Genomic DNA, 14,494 nt, shown 5'->3' on the forward strand with positions numbered 1-14,494 from the left:
GGAGAGGGAGAATATGATAGGTTTTGCAAGATAGTATCAATGAAAGTTTATGACTTCTCCTATTACTTGCAACGGGTGCAAGATGAAAATATATATAATGGCAGAGAAGTGAAAGGAGGGGGATTTTTATGACAGTTACAATTAAAGATGTGGCGAAGAAGGCAAACGTAGCACCATCTACCGTTTCTCGTGTAATTGCTGATAATCCAAGTATAAGTGAAAAAACAAAGCGTCGTGTTCGGAAAGTAATGAGTGAACTAGGGTATCATCCCAATTTAAACGCAAGAAACCTAGCTAACCAAACAACAAAAACACTTGGACTTGTTATGCCGAGTTCTGCAAGTAAAGCTTTTCAAAATCCGTTTTTCCCAGAAGTTATAAGAGGGATTAGTTCATTTGCACATGTGGAAGGATACGCGCTTTATATGTCGACAGGTGAAACGGAAGATGAAATTTTTAATGGTGTTGTAAAGATGGTACAGGGGCGCCAAATTGGTGGCATTATTCTTTTATATTCAAGAGAGAATGATCGGATTATTCAATATTTGCATGAACAAAATTTCCCGTTTGTTTTAATTGGGAAACCATATGATCGAAAAGATGAAATTACATATGTAGATAATGACAATTATACAGCTGCAAGAGAAGTAGCAGAATATTTGATTTCATTAGGTCATAAACAAATCGCGTTCATCGGCGGTGGATCAGATTTACTTGTAACGAGAGATCGTTTGGCTGGTATGAGTGATGCTTTAAAATTAGCAGACATTGTATTACCGAAAGAGTATATTTTACATTTTGATTTTTCAAGAGAAAGTGGTCAACAAGCTGTTGAGGAATTAATGGGGCTGAAGCAACCACCCACAGCAATTATGGCAACGGATGATTTAATTGGACTTGGTGTGCTAAGTGCACTTTCTAAAAAAGGATTTGTTGTACCGAAGGATGTTTCCATTGTAAGCTTTAACAATGCTTTATTATCAGAAATTGCGAGTCCGCCACTTTCGACAGTTGATGTGAATATATATCAGCTAGGATATGAAGCTGCAAAAGCTTTAGTTGATAAAGTAGAGAATGCTGAGTCGACTGCAAAGTGTATTATTATTCCGCATAAATTACTGAAGCGTCAAACCTGTGATCATTATGCATAAAAAAAGCTAAGAGTTTAACTCTTAGCTTTTTGTTGTAGAAAGGCTTCTAAACGGTCACAGCCTTCTTTTAAAGTTTCGATACTATACGCATAGGATAAGCGAAGGTAGCCTTCACCATATTCAGAGAATGCTGTTCCAGGAACGACGGCTAGTCCAGCTTCTTTGACGAGATCAAGTGCAAAATCAAATGATGAAGATGTTAAATGGCCAACATATGGGAATAAGTAAAATGCACCTGTTGGCTTTTCAACTGTTAAGCCCATTTGAATGAGTCTATTATATACGTAATCACGGCGTTTTTTGTATTGGTGGCGCATCATTTTTGGTGCATCTTTAGCAGCTGTTAATGCTTCAATTGCAGCGTATTGAGCGATTGAAGTAGCGCACGTTACGTTGTATTGATGAACTTTTAATATATGTCCTGCTAAATAGCTTGGTGCGAATAATAGACCGATACGCCAGCCAGTCATAGAATGAGATTTTGATAAACCGTTAATGACGATCGTCTTTTCACGCATTTCTGGGAAATGAGAGATAGATGTATGCGTTTGTTCATATACAAGTTCGCTATAAATTTCATCAGAAAGGACGAAAATGTTTTTATCTTTTAAAACATCTACAATAGCTTGTAGTTCTTCTTTTGATAAAGTTACACCAGTTGGATTAGAAGGATACGGCAGTACGACGCATCTCGTTTTTTCTGTAATGGCATTTTCTAGTGCTTCGGCTGTTAAACGGAACCCAGTTTCACGAACATCGATAAAAATAGGTGTAGCGCCGCATAATCGAATAATCGGTTCGTATCCTGGATAAATAGGAGCAGGTAAAATGACTTCTGTTCCTGGCTCTAAAATCGTTCGAAATGCAACATCAATTGCTTCACTGGCACCGATTGTAACGATGGTTTCGTTTTCAGGTGAATAATGTAAATCGTAGTTATCTTTTACAAAGTTACAAGCTGCCTTGCGTAATTCTAGTAAACCGGCGTTATGTGTATAGCTTGTATAATTTTCTGTAATAGCCCGTTTTGCCGCTTCTTTTACAAGAGAAGGTGTAGGGAAATCGGGTTGTCCAATTGTTAAAGAGATAAGATTATCATAGCTTTGAATCATGTTAGAGAATTGACGGATTCCAGAAATTTGGATATCCTTCACTCTAGGATTAATGAATTGTTCCATTGTATCTCCCTTTCTTCCGTTTGAAAATTAAGTTCATTTTAACATATTTTCTATGATTTCGCTTGCGTATATGTTATGCAAAAAGAGAGGAATAATAGAAAAAAAGCCGCTGTAAGCGACTTTTTAATATCCGTACTCCCAATCTATTTCATCTTCATTCCAAAGTACAGAGGATACTTTGCCAAGGTGAACAACTGATTCATTCACAGCACATGTGCAATTTTCTTCTCCTGTTTTATGCTGTAACTCTTCATATACTGATTTTTCAACATTTTCTAGAACGACCAAATTTTCTTCTTTTAAAACAAGCGTAGTACCCGCCATATTTATCTTCCTCCTACTAAAATAATGATCACTTATTTGTAAACATAGATAGTATGGATTATATGCTGTATTTTGCTATAGTTGTCCGTCTCATGAAGTATTTTTTATTTTCTTTGTAATCCGTATTCATTGTATACTGCCCGACGGAAATTTGGTACAGGGTTTACATTCATTTCGAAAATCTGTAACAATTATTATGTGTTGTTAACAAAGAATTAACAAATATGTTAAGAAAAATCAAAATTTTAAAACAAATAAACCCGTAAAATGATATAATCATATCAAAATACATATAGGGGATGAGAGGCTATGGAGCTGATCCGTGATTTAATGATCCAAATTGCCATCATTATTTTGCCATTATTTTTATATGAAGCGATTCGTTTAAATCGTTATCAAGAAATGCCTCCGAAGCCGAACCGCTACTTTATTATGTTTTTATCCAGCATTACACTCGTTCTCTCCATGACATACTCTATTTGTTTTGGTAACGTTTGTGGGTATAACTTTCATCCAATCCCGATTGTTAGTGGTTTTCTATACGGTGGGATTGTTGGTTTAATCCCGGCCGTTATTTTTGTTGCATCTGAATGGGCGCTCAAGGGAATGAGCCTTCTTCCAGTCATAGAAGTACTATTTTTATTGATAGTTCCATTATTTTTATCAAAGAAATGGTCTCTATTTTCAAGGGACAAGAAGCTAATTTTAGCATTTATGATTTCATCATTGTACGTACTTGTTTCTTTAGTGATTGGCATGATTAACGTTCTGTTAGAAACGGGGTTTACACCGTATATTTCGAACCTATATAGCGGATATATATTTGCTTCGCTTACTATGGTTATGACAATGGTATTTCAGGTGTACTTAACGGAATATTTAAATGAAAATGCAATACTACGTACAGAGATGCAAAAATCAGAAAAGCTTAATATTGTAAGTGAGTTAGCAGCAAGTGTTGCACATGAGGTTCGAAACCCGCTCACTGTTGTTCGTGGTTTTATTCAATTGCTAGAAAGTACAGAAGATGTGAAGAATAAGGATTATATGCGTCTCGTATTAGCTGAATTGGACCGGGCAGAACAAATTATTTCAGATTATTTGAATTTAGCAAGGCCACAAATTGAGAAAAAAGAACACATTTGCTTATCAGCTCAATTAATAGAAATGACAACTCTTATGTCATCATTTGCAGCGATGCAAGGTGTATATTTACAAGTTGAGATTTCTGAAAGTCTTTATACGATCGGTGATAAGACGAAATTGAAGCAAGCAATTATGAATGTTGTTAAAAATGGTATTGAAGCAATTCAAGGAAATAAAGGATACTTAAAAGTAACCGCTATGCAAAAAGATGAAACGATTGTAATAAGAGTTAAAGATAGTGGTGTTGGAATGACGAACGAACAGTTAGGAAGGCTGGGACAACCATATTATTCTTTAAAAGAAAAAGGGACAGGATTAGGGCTTATGGTAACTTTTAGTATTTTACAAGCACATAATGGTACACTGGAATATAAAAGCGAAAGTGGGAAAGGAACTGAAGCAATTATTATATTACCAGCTGTAAAAAATAAGGAATAAAAGTTACCGGTGGAAGGTAACTTTTTATTTTATATTGTTTATTCATTTGTTTTTTCTTGTTTTGTTCGACTAAATAAACTTTTAAATGATTGCAAGAATCCTTGCTCTTTTGAGGCAGCAACCATTCTTTTTGTTTCTTGAATTTCACGAATAACTTGCATAAGTTGTGCATCACGATTACTGTCTTTATTATAAATTTGATTAACGAGTTTATTCATTTTTTCTTCCTGCTTAGATTCTCGTTTATACATATGATTCATTAATAAGTCCATCTTTTCTTTTTGCAGGGCATCTGTTTGAGCTGCATGATCTACTAACTCTTGTAGCATTTTTTCTTGAGAGCCTTCTTTTACATAAACTTGTTGCATCAATTCATCTAGCTTTTCATCTTTTAAACGATTTTGGGTAATAAGGGTAGAATTTTGATGAATAATTGCTTCATTTAATTGAGCGAGCATTTCAAGTTTTAACATGAACTCCTCAAAGTTACGCCCATCTTCTTTTTCTTTCGTTTGTATTTCTTGCTTATCTTGTATAGCGGGTACAGGCGGGGCCTCTTTTTCTTTTAAAATAATAGGTATCGTTTCTGAAATATCTTCTTGCAGTGTAGCAGCTCTTTCATGTATAGATTTCAATAGTTTTAAATCATCCAGTTTATAAATACGAGCGTCAGCTGTTTTGGAAATGATGTAACCATGATCCTCTAACAGTTGACTATATTTGCGAACTATATGTTTTGGGATGCCTGTTTTATTCGTGACATCTTTCGTTTTATAGGTAGCTTCCATAATATTTCCTCCCCAAAAAGTATCGTATATATCATTTCAATCTTTTATGAGGACTTCCTTTGAAAAAGAATGTCGGAAGGTTATTAGTTTTCTACAGCATTAGTGAAAAGATGAAGGAAAATGAGAGTTTTTTGGCGGAATGGCGAAGAAGAGCTAAAATAATGTCTGAAAACATATACAGGAGAAGTTTGTTATAATAACTGAGGAAAAGAAACTGGTAGAATCATGGAGGTATACATGAAGCAATTAAAAGGTATTATCATTTCAATTATTGCAATTCTTTCTATTGTAGTAGCGGTGTATGAAGTACTTGTTCCAGAAGAAACAAGTATCAAAAAAACAAATGCGTATGATCAAGTTCTAGAATTTCCGAAAGAGCGATATCCAGAGACAGGGAAACATATTACGGATGCTATAAAAGAAGGGCATTCAGAAGTTTGTACAATCGACCGTGGTGGCGCTGCGGATAGAAGAAAATTATCGTTAGCTCCATACCCATCAAAAAAAGGGTATGATCGTGATGAATGGCCAATGGCGATGTGTAAAGAAGGCGGAAAAGGAGCACATATTGAATATATAAGTCCAGCCGATAATCGCGGGGCAGGGTCTTGGGTAGGAAATAAGTTAGATAAATACCCAGATGGTACACGTGTGAAATTTGACGTAAAGTAGTAGTTGCACATTTCATAATGAAGGAGAAGTGACCTATGGAGTTAACAATTTCGTATTCGCAATTAATGTTGATGAACTATGACGGTGATCAGCCTTACGTTGACTGGACGGATGAAGATTTTGAAAGAGGTTATGCGAAGGCGGATGGAACTGTTATTTTTGAAGCACTCTCTGATTATACTTGTGAAGTAAAAGTGACTTGCGGGAAGCATATTGAGAAAGAAGAAGTGATTAGAACGGTTACAGTTCCTTTTACAATTGAAAATGAATGTATCGTTGTAACAAGTATTCTTTCAAATAAATTTCAAATCCCTATTCCGAATGGTGAGTATACAGTTGTATTACAGGCAACTCCTCTTGAAGAACCAACGGATGATGAATTATATAAAATACAATACGAATTCTTTTTTGAAAGTAAAGAATAAAAAATGGGTTATCCTCAAAAAGGATAACCCATTTTTGTTATGCGTTTGTTTTTAGTAGGGAACGAGCATCTTTTGCTGCTTGCACCATGTGTTCTAAAGCCGGGATAACTTCTTCCGTTCTTCTCGTTTTTAAACCACAATCAGGATTAATCCAGAAATATTTAGGATCGCATACTTCTAAAGATTGTTCCACGATTTTATACATTTCATCTTTACTCGGTACACGTGGACTATGAATATCATATACACCTAGACCGATGCCTTTTTCATATGTTGTATGTTTTAATGTATCAATAAATTCTCCGTGGCTTCTTGATGTTTCGATAGAAATCACATCTGCATCTAATGCGCGAATCGCGTCAACAATATCTTCGAAATTACTGTAACACATATGCGTATGAATTTGTGTTTCATTTGCTACAGAAGAAGTTGCTAAAAGGAAGGATTGTACTGCCCATGTAATATAAGCGTCCCAATCTTTTTCTTTTAGTGGCATTCCTTCACGAAGTGCTGGCTCATCGACTTGGATTACTCGAATTCCGGAAGATTCAAGTAGTTCAATTTCGTGACGAAGAGCTAATGCAATTTGATACGAAACTTCTTTTCTTGGAATGTCATTTCGAACGAAAGACCAATTTAAAATCGTAACAGGTCCAGTTAACATTCCTTTTACAACTTTCTCTGTTAAGCTTTGTGCATAAACCGTTTCCTTAATAGTCATTCCGTTAATAAAGGCAACATCACCATAAATAACAGGTGGTTTTACGCAGCGAGAACCGTATGATTGTACCCAACCGTTTTTAGTGAATGAGAAACCAGCAAGGCGCTCACCGAAATATTCGACCATGTCAGTTCTTTCGAATTCACCATGTACAAGGACATCAAGACCAATTTCTTCTTGGTAACGAATCCATTTTTCTGTCTCTTTTTCAATAAATTGCTCATATTGTTCATTTGAAATAACACCGTTACGCCATTCTTTTCGCGTTTGACGAACTTCAGTTGTTTGCGGGAAGCTACCAATAGTCGTTGTTGGTAATAACGGTAACTCTAGGGCAACTTGTTGTAATTCGTATCGTTTTTCAAATGGAAGAGGACGTGAAAAATCTTCTTCTTTTAGTGCTGTTCGTGCTGCTTTGACATCTTCACGGTTACGTACAGCAGATGAACGAATTGTATGATGTACATTTCGATATGTTTCTAGCTCATTACTAATACTTTCTGTACCTTGAGTCAGAGCAGAGTGAATGAGAACTAACTCTTCTAATTTTTGATTTGCAAATGCTAACGCATCGAATAGTTCAGTCGATAAGTGAGTTTCTTCTGTTTTATCGATTGGTGTATGCAATAAGCTACAAGAAGGCTGAACGATGAAATCTTTCGTTTGGACTTGTTTTTGTAACGTTGTAAATAACGTAAGAACTTCATCAAGGTCAGCTCTCCAAATGTTACGGCCATCTATACAACCGACAGCTAAAGTTTTATCAGCTGGGAATCCATATTGTGAAATAGCATGTAGATTACCTTCTTTACCATGAACGAAATCTAATCCAATACCGGATACAGGGAATGTAATAATTTCTTCATAGTTTTCTTCTACGCTATCAAAATATGTTTGTAAAAGAAGATTCGCATTTGGAACTTCTTTACGAATAGCTTCATAAATTTCTTTTGCCTGTTGAACTTCTTCTTTCGTTAAAGAAGCGAAAATCGGTTCATCAACTTGAATGACTTGTGCACCAGCTGCATGCAATTCTGAAAGCAGTTGTACGTAAGGTGCAACTAATTGTTTTAAAATGGTAGTAAATTGCTCTTGTGTATAGCCTTTAGCTAATTTTAAGAAAGTATATGGCCCTAAAATAACAGGCTTTCCATCTACTCCTAATTCTTGTTTTGCCTCTTCGTATAAGCGAAGTGGACGATTATCTTTTAAAGAGATTTGTAACCCCTCTTCATATTCAGGAACGATATAATGATAGTTTGTGTTAAACCATTTTGTCATTTCGGAAGCTACGTGATCTTTAGAGCCACGCGCCATTGCGAAATATACATCAAGGTAAGATGTAAACTCAGAAAAACGTGATGGGATAAATCCTAGCATATAAGCAGTATCCAAAACGTGATCATAATATGTAAAGTCGCCAATTGGAATGAGTTCAATCCCTTTTTCTTGCTGTACTTTTACGTGTTGAAGGCGAATTTCTTTCATTGTTGTTAAAAATTGTTCTTCATCGATTTTATTGGACCAAAAAGCTTCTAATGTTTTTTTCCACTCTCTTTGTAGTCCGATACGTGGATAACCTAAGTTACTTGTTTGAATTGCCATTTTAAATTCCTCCCTAATTGAAAGTAAGCATTTCCGTTTACTAGGAAATACCTATAACAAAAAGTACAAAGGCATAGAAAATAAGCCTTCCTTTTTGTTTTAACACCTCATCATCATCCGTGAATCTATCAGTGTTGTTAAAACAGGCAGGTCTCCTGACTTATGCTTCATATAATTTCTTTCACCTTCCCGTTTTCACAGTGGCACTAAAAAAGAAATTTCAGCATTTACAGTGGCGGGACCGTGCTGGAGTTTCACCAAGCTTCCCTTTTAAACACGAAACGAAATGTTCGTGTACCTATTTTCCTTTTGAAAGGAAGTTAACAAGCGATATGATATTGAAACAAATTCTAACACAATTTTTGGAATTTTGTCTACTGTTTTGAAATAAGAAAATTCTAAAGTTTTTTATTTTTTATTATTCTTATTTTTCTGATTAATGAAGAGGAGTGAATTGAATTAAACTTATAAAGAAGTGTGTACTTGTACAGAGATAAGACGCTAGTTATGTTGTTTAACAATCGGTCCATATTCTGGAATAAGGAAGGGGATTGGGGGGGTCATTTCGAAATAGTAAGTTATCACAAAAAAGAACAAGATTGCTGTATAAAGATGAATATACTAAGTTTATAGAAATGGGGAATTTCACTTGGAACAAAGCACACAAAATATTTATTTACCGCCAAAACATATAGTTTCAGCAGCGACAATTGTAATGAATGAACAAAAAGAAATTCTATTAATTAAGGGACCTAGAAGAGGGTGGGAAATGCCAGGCGGACAAGTCGAAGAAGGAGAGTCTTTGAAAGATGCTGCAATAAGGGAAACTAAAGAGGAAACAGGTATTGATATTGAGGTTTTAAAGTTTTGTGGAGTATTCCAAAATGTGAATCATTCAATATGTAATACGTTGTTTTTAGCTAGGCCAGTTGGCGGTAAATTAACGACTACACCAGAAAGTTTGGAAGTAGGGTTCTATCCTATTGAGCAGGCGTTAGAAATGGTGAATTTTATGAATTTCAGACAAAGGATTGAATACAGTTTGGATGAAAACCAACATCCTTTTTATATAGAATTTTAAGAAACAACCTTCCATTATGGGACGTTAGTGATGAATAAATCTTAGATTTTTAAACGACTGTATTGTTATATTTTTGAGCGCAGTGAAGTATCTTATATCGAAAATTAAACAGCTATATGATACCCCTGTCCTAAATTAGAACGGGGGTATGCTTATTTTAGGGTTTAAAAGTAAATAACTTTATTGTCTTTTTACAGTTTCTTCTTTATCTTCATCTATATCAATTTCTGAAAGTCGCCCTGCAACTGCATCTGTAAGAAGGGTGTTTAACCATTGCAATTCAACTGTAATATGTTCAATAACGCTTTGCAAAATATATAGTTGTGCACGTGGAATTTGGCCTTTGCTACAATCATAAATAGTTTGCATATTATGTAAATATTGAATGGTATCATTTTTCTTCTTTTCTAAAATAGGAACTAACTCTTGATCATTACCAAACTGAGCGAAAGAGAGTGCTGAATAAATTGGTTTATATATTTGGTTTTTTGCTTCGAATTGCTTTAATAGTAACGTGTGAAATAACCGTTTACCTTCTTCTGTTATATGAAAGATTGTTTTATCTGGTCTATTCGTGTCTCGAACAATCGTGGTAATACGAATTGCACCTTGCTTTTCTAATTGTTCGAAGGCGTAGTAAAGTGATCCTTTTGCATATTTAATATAACAATCCATTTGTCTTTCTTTCATGATGTGTTGCACTTCATATGGATGTTTATCCCCTTCGAGTAGCAAGCCGAGAATGACTAATTTCATGCTCATTCTGTTTCAACTCCTGTATATAGAAACTTTATCCCTTACCAATCTGGATAATAATCAGTGGGAATGGTTCCTTACTGATTAAAGATTTACTTTATATATTATAAACGGCATACCCTTTTTCATAAAGGGTATGCCGTTTCTTTTTTCTATACTAACTTACCTGCTTTTGTTTTTGTTTCGTTTTTGGACCTGTAAAGAGGCGTTCATTTCCCATAAGTAAAATACAAATAATGCTTAGTACAGCCGGGATAAGTGCCCAGAAGAATGTACTGGCAATAGAGGTAGCGAGAGCTTCTTTAATACCAGTTAATATTTCAGCTGGTATTTTATCAGTAGCACCGGGTGATAATAAGAAACTTGTGTCTCCGCCCTTTGGAGCTAATTTAGCTAGTTCCGCAGGGAACAAAGTGTTTAGTTTATCTGTAAAAATATGATTTTGAATTGTACCGAAAATCGTTACACCAAGAGTCATACCGAGTGAACGGAAGAATGAGTTTGTTGATGTAGCAGAACCACGGTCTCTCATTTCTAATTTGTGGATAGAAGACATACTTAAAACTGAGAATGAGAAACCAACTCCAAGTCCAGCGAGAACCATAAATAGCGTTACGAGTAGACGTGGTGTGTCCATTGTTAAAGTACTTAGTAAATAAATACCAAGAACGAAGAAAACGCCAGATGCCATCATGATGTTACGATAACTTGTTCGAGAAGCTAACTGTCCACCTGTTTGACTTCCAATTACAGAGCCAACCATCATAGGTGTTAAAATTAATCCAGCATTGGAGGCTGAACCGCCGAGAACACCTTGAACGAAGATTGGTATATACACTGTACAGATGATAAAGGCAGCACCATAGAAAAAGGCAACTCCTTGGCTAGCTGCAAATAAAGGTTTTTTAAATAGATGAAAAGAAATGATAGGCTCAGTTGCTTTTCGTTCTACGAAGAAGAAAATAATAAGCATAATAACAACTGTTGTAAATAAACCGATAATAACAGTGGAATTCCATGCGTATTCTTTACCACCAAGTTCTAAGGCGAACATTAAGCAAACGATACTAATAACAAGTGTAATAGCGCCAGCCCAATCAATTTTTTGTTTTCTAAATTCTAGTGATTCACTGTAGTATTTCGTAATGAAGAAGAAGGAGATAAGTCCTAATGGAATATTAATATAGAAGACCCAATGCCAACTTATATAGTCTGTAATATAAGCACCTAATAAAGGGCCGAATACACTAGATGTTCCAAAAACCGCACCGAATAGCCCTGTCATTTTTCCACGTTTTTCTGGTGGGAATATATCGTACATAATTGTGAAGGCGATAGGCATAAGAGCGCCGCCGCCGATTCCTTGAATTGCTCTATAAATACTTAGCTGCTCAATACTAGATGCTGTTCCGCAAAGTGCAGAACCGAATAAGAAAAGAATAAGACCACCAATATAAAAGCGTTTCCGTCCGTACATATCAGAAAGTTTTCCGAAGATCGGCATCCCTGCCATTGTTGCTACCATATATGCAGACGTGACCCAAACGAATTTGTCAAATCCTCCTAGGTCTCCAACAATCGTTGCCATTGCGGTTGCAACAATTGTATTATCCATTGCTGCCATTAAAATACCAAGTAGTAAACCAGCAACAACAAATTTTGTCTTGTTGGAGTCTTTTTTTGATAATTGAGATTCCAAATATAACCCTCCTTTAATAATAAGTAAACTATATTAAGTTTTGAGTGCGACGCATAAAAATTTAAAGTATAGTTCTTTCAAATTAATTTACACAAGTACACTGACAAAGCCATAAAGATTATTATAGTCAAATTTGACTAAAAGGCAAACTTTTTCTTCCGTCAAAATATTCTGTTGTATGGACAGCGAAAGAGTGAGCGATACTTAATATTGGTATAAAGTCAATGAAGGAAATTGTAAAAAAATATTTCAGGAAGAATACCGTCTGTTAACAGAGGAAAAATGGTTTTTTCTTTATATTGTCGAATAGGATAAAAGGAAGAGTAATAACTATATATTGTTTGTAACAAGCATTATTAATATTGGTGGGTAGAGAGGCAGAATAAAGTCGTATGGATGATGCATCTGAAATGGGGTGAATATTATTATGAAAATATGGAAACGAATTTCGGATCAAGGAAGGCGTTCAATACCGCTACAACCGGTATTATGGATTGATGGCTCAAAAAAGGAAAACGAATGTCCTAATGTAGCAGTTACATTGCAAATCCGTAGTATGTATAAAGAAAAATTTTCATATGAACTGACCTATGATGTAAACGACATACTTATTATTCGAATTGAAGTTGAAAATAAAGGAATGGAAATGATTTCACGAGTTGTAGTAAGTCATATGATTCGAGATTATTTTGCATATATCCCAAATTCATTAAAGACGGATAAAGGGATAAGTGAGTTTTTGTTCCAGCTTGTAAGGTGGCGCATCGATAATTTATTGCCGAATGAGAAGGTTGAATTAATTTGTAAAATAAAAGCAAATAAAGATAAAGCACTCAAAAACGCATTATTTCAGGCTACATATACATTTCAATATAAAGGAGTATCATATGGTCCGCTCCAAACAAATGAAGTTGTTGTGCGGCAATGATAAAAAGGAACCTGCATGAAAGGTTCCTTTTTTAGTGAAGGTTATGCTTTTTGAGTACTTTTTTTTGCTCGATTCCTTTTTTTCCTACATAATTATTTTTATAACCAAAATATAGAATAAAAAGAAAGGAAGCAACATTTACAATAGCGTCAATTTGATCGTTTGTAATAAAGTTCACTCCGAAAGAATTAAATAATAATTTTAAAGATAACAGAAAACCTGCTAGTAAACGTACAATATCTGATAGATTTTCTTTTTTTAGCATATAGGTCACCTCTTTCTAAAACGATATATAGTATATATATGAAATAGAATAGAAATGGGAGACAAGCTTAAGCGGAAATGTACATTGCATATGTACATTTTTTATTTTGTAGAAAAACATAATTGTTATAGAAACATATATTGGTATAGAAGGGGGGGAAAGTATGAAACATAAAGGGAAAATTAGTGGATTATTACTTGGGAATACAGTGGCAGTTACAGAATGGATTGCGCTTCAGGATGTAATTACAAAACTGGATTCGCGATCATTTTATACCGTCTTTATTATTTATATATTGCAAATGATACTCAGCTATTATTTTGGACATTGGTATGATAGAAGAGCGAGTGAGCGTATGGATACGGAAGTAGGGGGAATGGCAAGTAATGATTTTGTAGTTGATTTCTTTGAGAAAGTAGCTGCTTTATCAGAACGGGATTCTCATAATATTACAGTGTACATTCTTTCTGTGAAAGAATGGAAAGAACTAAAAGAAACAGTGCAAGAAAAAAAATTGGAGGTGTTAGTACAAAAATTGGAGAGTACGATTGTGAAGACAATTCGTAAAGGGGATGTTGTTACGAGGTGGGATGAAAATAAGTATGTTATTGTGGCGATTGATAACGGACATGAAAAGTCGACAATAACAAACCGATTAATGAAAAATATTGAAAGTGAAATAGAAAATGGCTTGTTAAGTATGACTCTATTATTTGGAGCTGCTAGTTATCCAATAGAAGGAAAAACTTTTGAAGAATTGTTAAGAAAGGCACAAAATCAATTGTACCAGCGTAGAAATTTGTAAGGCAATAAGTGAAACTTTGATTTAAAGAAATATGAAATGAAGAAGTTTTGATTGTAACATTTTTTTGACTTTTATTACAAAAAGAACTTTTTTTGTAATAAAAGTCTTTAAAAATATATGGAATAAGCATATAATTATGATGGATGTGTCAATGCATTTTGCACAATGTGTTTCATTTTAAAAGTGTAGAGGAAAGCATGCTCTACACTTTTCCTTTTTAGGGAATGACAAGAATAATTGTAAGTTGTTGCAAGATAGCATTTATACTGTGTAAAATGAACAAATAGATTATTTGATAGAAAGCCGGAAAGGGAATGATAGAATGATAGACGTGAGAGAACAACGATCATCTTTTATCAGGTGAATTATTATTGCTGTTGTTCTTCAAATTATTATGGCTGTGATGAATTCCGTTGTAATTTTATGTAATACATAGTATGAACAGGTTTTAAAAAGTGCCAAGTAAAAGATGGATATGAAACTACTATTTGGTTCAAAAAAGTAAAATGTGA

Annotated in this window: 14 protein-coding genes and 1 riboswitch; of the genes, 7 read left to right on the plus strand and 7 right to left on the minus strand. The window is 34.6% G+C overall.

Features of this window, described 5'->3' with window-relative positions:
- Positions 1-128: 128 nt before the first annotated feature.
- Positions 129-1,151 (plus strand): maltose operon transcriptional repressor MalR, encoded by a 1,023-nt coding sequence (gene malR / locus QCI44_RS07575; protein WP_016086486.1) that lies wholly within the window; start codon positions 129-131, stop codon positions 1,149-1,151.
- Between the two features lie 14 nt (positions 1,152-1,165).
- Here the strand turns inward: malR and QCI44_RS07580 are convergent, their stop codons facing one another.
- On the minus strand, positions 1,166-2,329 hold the full coding sequence (locus QCI44_RS07580; RefSeq protein ID WP_116363309.1) for an aminotransferase A: 1,164 nt from the start codon (positions 2,327-2,329) through the stop codon (positions 1,166-1,168).
- A gap of 123 nt (positions 2,330-2,452) precedes the next feature.
- A complete protein-coding gene (locus QCI44_RS07585; protein ID WP_000929285.1) occupies positions 2,453-2,653 on the minus strand; it encodes a hypothetical protein in 201 nt (66 codons plus the stop codon).
- A gap of 309 nt (positions 2,654-2,962) precedes the next feature.
- Here QCI44_RS07585 and kinB point away from each other — a divergent pair, with 309 nt between their 5' ends.
- Positions 2,963-4,237, plus strand: coding sequence for a sporulation sensor histidine kinase KinB (gene kinB / locus QCI44_RS07590; protein WP_016086488.1), 1,275 nt, complete (start codon positions 2,963-2,965; stop codon positions 4,235-4,237).
- Between the two features lie 38 nt (positions 4,238-4,275).
- On the opposite strand, the gene QCI44_RS07595 is transcribed toward kinB, so the two are convergent.
- Positions 4,276-5,025: a DUF3967 domain-containing protein gene (locus QCI44_RS07595; protein ID WP_016086489.1), complete on the minus strand. Its 750-nt coding sequence runs from the start codon at positions 5,023-5,025 to the stop codon at positions 4,276-4,278.
- Positions 5,026-5,262: 237 nt separating this feature from the next.
- Between QCI44_RS07595 and nucA the strand changes: the two genes are divergently transcribed.
- Together nucA and comJ are read left to right on the plus strand one after the other, a co-directional pair.
- Positions 5,263-5,697 carry a DNA-entry nuclease gene (gene nucA / locus QCI44_RS07600; protein WP_000811502.1) on the plus strand — a complete coding sequence of 145 codons (435 nt, stop codon included), beginning with the start codon at positions 5,263-5,265 and terminating at the stop codon, positions 5,695-5,697.
- 35 nt (positions 5,698-5,732) lie between these two features.
- Entirely contained in the window at positions 5,733-6,122 is a 390-nt protein-coding gene (gene comJ / locus QCI44_RS07605) for a competence protein ComJ (protein WP_000424013.1), read from the plus strand.
- 37 nt (positions 6,123-6,159) lie between these two features.
- Here comJ and metE read toward each other — a convergent pair whose 3' ends face one another.
- Positions 6,160-8,448: a 5-methyltetrahydropteroyltriglutamate--homocysteine S-methyltransferase gene (gene metE / locus QCI44_RS07610; RefSeq protein ID WP_116363308.1), complete on the minus strand. Its 2,289-nt coding sequence runs from the start codon at positions 8,446-8,448 to the stop codon at positions 6,160-6,162.
- A 128-nt stretch (positions 8,449-8,576) separates the two neighbouring features.
- Positions 8,577-8,765, minus strand: a riboswitch (cobalamin riboswitch).
- A 332-nt stretch (positions 8,766-9,097) separates the two neighbouring features.
- Between metE and QCI44_RS07615 the strand changes: the two genes are divergently transcribed.
- Positions 9,098-9,529 carry an NUDIX hydrolase gene (locus QCI44_RS07615; protein WP_116363307.1) on the plus strand — a complete coding sequence of 144 codons (432 nt, stop codon included), beginning with the start codon at positions 9,098-9,100 and terminating at the stop codon, positions 9,527-9,529.
- Positions 9,530-9,709: 180 nt separating this feature from the next.
- Here the strand turns inward: QCI44_RS07615 and QCI44_RS07620 are convergent, their stop codons facing one another.
- Both QCI44_RS07620 and QCI44_RS07625 read right to left on the minus strand, forming a co-directional pair.
- On the minus strand, positions 9,710-10,291 hold the full coding sequence (locus QCI44_RS07620; RefSeq protein ID WP_016135279.1) for a PadR family transcriptional regulator: 582 nt from the start codon (positions 10,289-10,291) through the stop codon (positions 9,710-9,712).
- Positions 10,292-10,442: 151 nt separating this feature from the next.
- Positions 10,443-11,984, minus strand: coding sequence for an MDR family MFS transporter (locus QCI44_RS07625; protein WP_098412999.1), 1,542 nt, complete (start codon positions 11,982-11,984; stop codon positions 10,443-10,445).
- Positions 11,985-12,411: 427 nt separating this feature from the next.
- On the opposite strand from QCI44_RS07625, the gene QCI44_RS07630 reads away from it, so the two are divergent.
- Positions 12,412-12,912, plus strand: coding sequence for a hypothetical protein (locus QCI44_RS07630; protein ID WP_016086493.1), 501 nt, complete (start codon positions 12,412-12,414; stop codon positions 12,910-12,912).
- A gap of 31 nt (positions 12,913-12,943) precedes the next feature.
- Here the strand turns inward: QCI44_RS07630 and QCI44_RS07635 are convergent, their stop codons facing one another.
- Positions 12,944-13,177: an SPP1 phage holin family protein gene (locus tag QCI44_RS07635; protein ID WP_016135277.1), complete on the minus strand. Its 234-nt coding sequence runs from the start codon at positions 13,175-13,177 to the stop codon at positions 12,944-12,946.
- A 163-nt stretch (positions 13,178-13,340) separates the two neighbouring features.
- Between QCI44_RS07635 and QCI44_RS07640 the strand changes: the two genes are divergently transcribed.
- Complete coding sequence (locus QCI44_RS07640; RefSeq protein WP_016135276.1) at positions 13,341-13,982, plus strand: diguanylate cyclase domain-containing protein; 642 nt, start codon at positions 13,341-13,343, stop codon at positions 13,980-13,982.
- The last annotated feature ends 512 nt before the right edge of the window (positions 13,983-14,494 follow it).

Origin of the sequence: Bacillus cereus group sp. RP37 (genome assembly GCF_040459695.1) — a bacterium.
Lineage (GTDB): Bacteria > Bacillota > Bacilli > Bacillales > Bacillaceae_G > Bacillus_A.

Bases quoted from the DNA above. Each gene is read 5' to 3' on its own strand.
- malR (WP_016086486.1), top strand. From the start codon at position 129: ATGACAGTTACAATTAAAGATGTGGCGAAGAAGGCAAACGTAGCACCA.
- QCI44_RS07580 (WP_116363309.1), bottom strand. From the start codon at position 2,329: ATGGAACAATTCATTAATCCTAGAGTGAAGGATATCCAAATTTCTGGA.
- QCI44_RS07585 (WP_000929285.1), bottom strand. From the start codon at position 2,653: ATGGCGGGTACTACGCTTGTTTTAAAAGAAGAAAATTTGGTCGTTCTA.
- kinB (WP_016086488.1), top strand. From the start codon at position 2,963: ATGGAGCTGATCCGTGATTTAATGATCCAAATTGCCATCATTATTTTG.
- QCI44_RS07595 (WP_016086489.1), bottom strand. From the start codon at position 5,025: ATGGAAGCTACCTATAAAACGAAAGATGTCACGAATAAAACAGGCATC.
- nucA (WP_000811502.1), top strand. From the start codon at position 5,263: ATGAAGCAATTAAAAGGTATTATCATTTCAATTATTGCAATTCTTTCT.
- comJ (WP_000424013.1), top strand. From the start codon at position 5,733: ATGGAGTTAACAATTTCGTATTCGCAATTAATGTTGATGAACTATGAC.
- metE (WP_116363308.1), bottom strand. From the start codon at position 8,448: ATGGCAATTCAAACAAGTAACTTAGGTTATCCACGTATCGGACTACAA.
- QCI44_RS07620 (WP_016135279.1), bottom strand. From the start codon at position 10,291: ATGAGCATGAAATTAGTCATTCTCGGCTTGCTACTCGAAGGGGATAAA.
- QCI44_RS07630 (WP_016086493.1), top strand. From the start codon at position 12,412: ATGAAAATATGGAAACGAATTTCGGATCAAGGAAGGCGTTCAATACCG.
- QCI44_RS07635 (WP_016135277.1), bottom strand. From the start codon at position 13,177: ATGCTAAAAAAAGAAAATCTATCAGATATTGTACGTTTACTAGCAGGT.
- QCI44_RS07640 (WP_016135276.1), top strand. From the start codon at position 13,341: ATGAAACATAAAGGGAAAATTAGTGGATTATTACTTGGGAATACAGTG.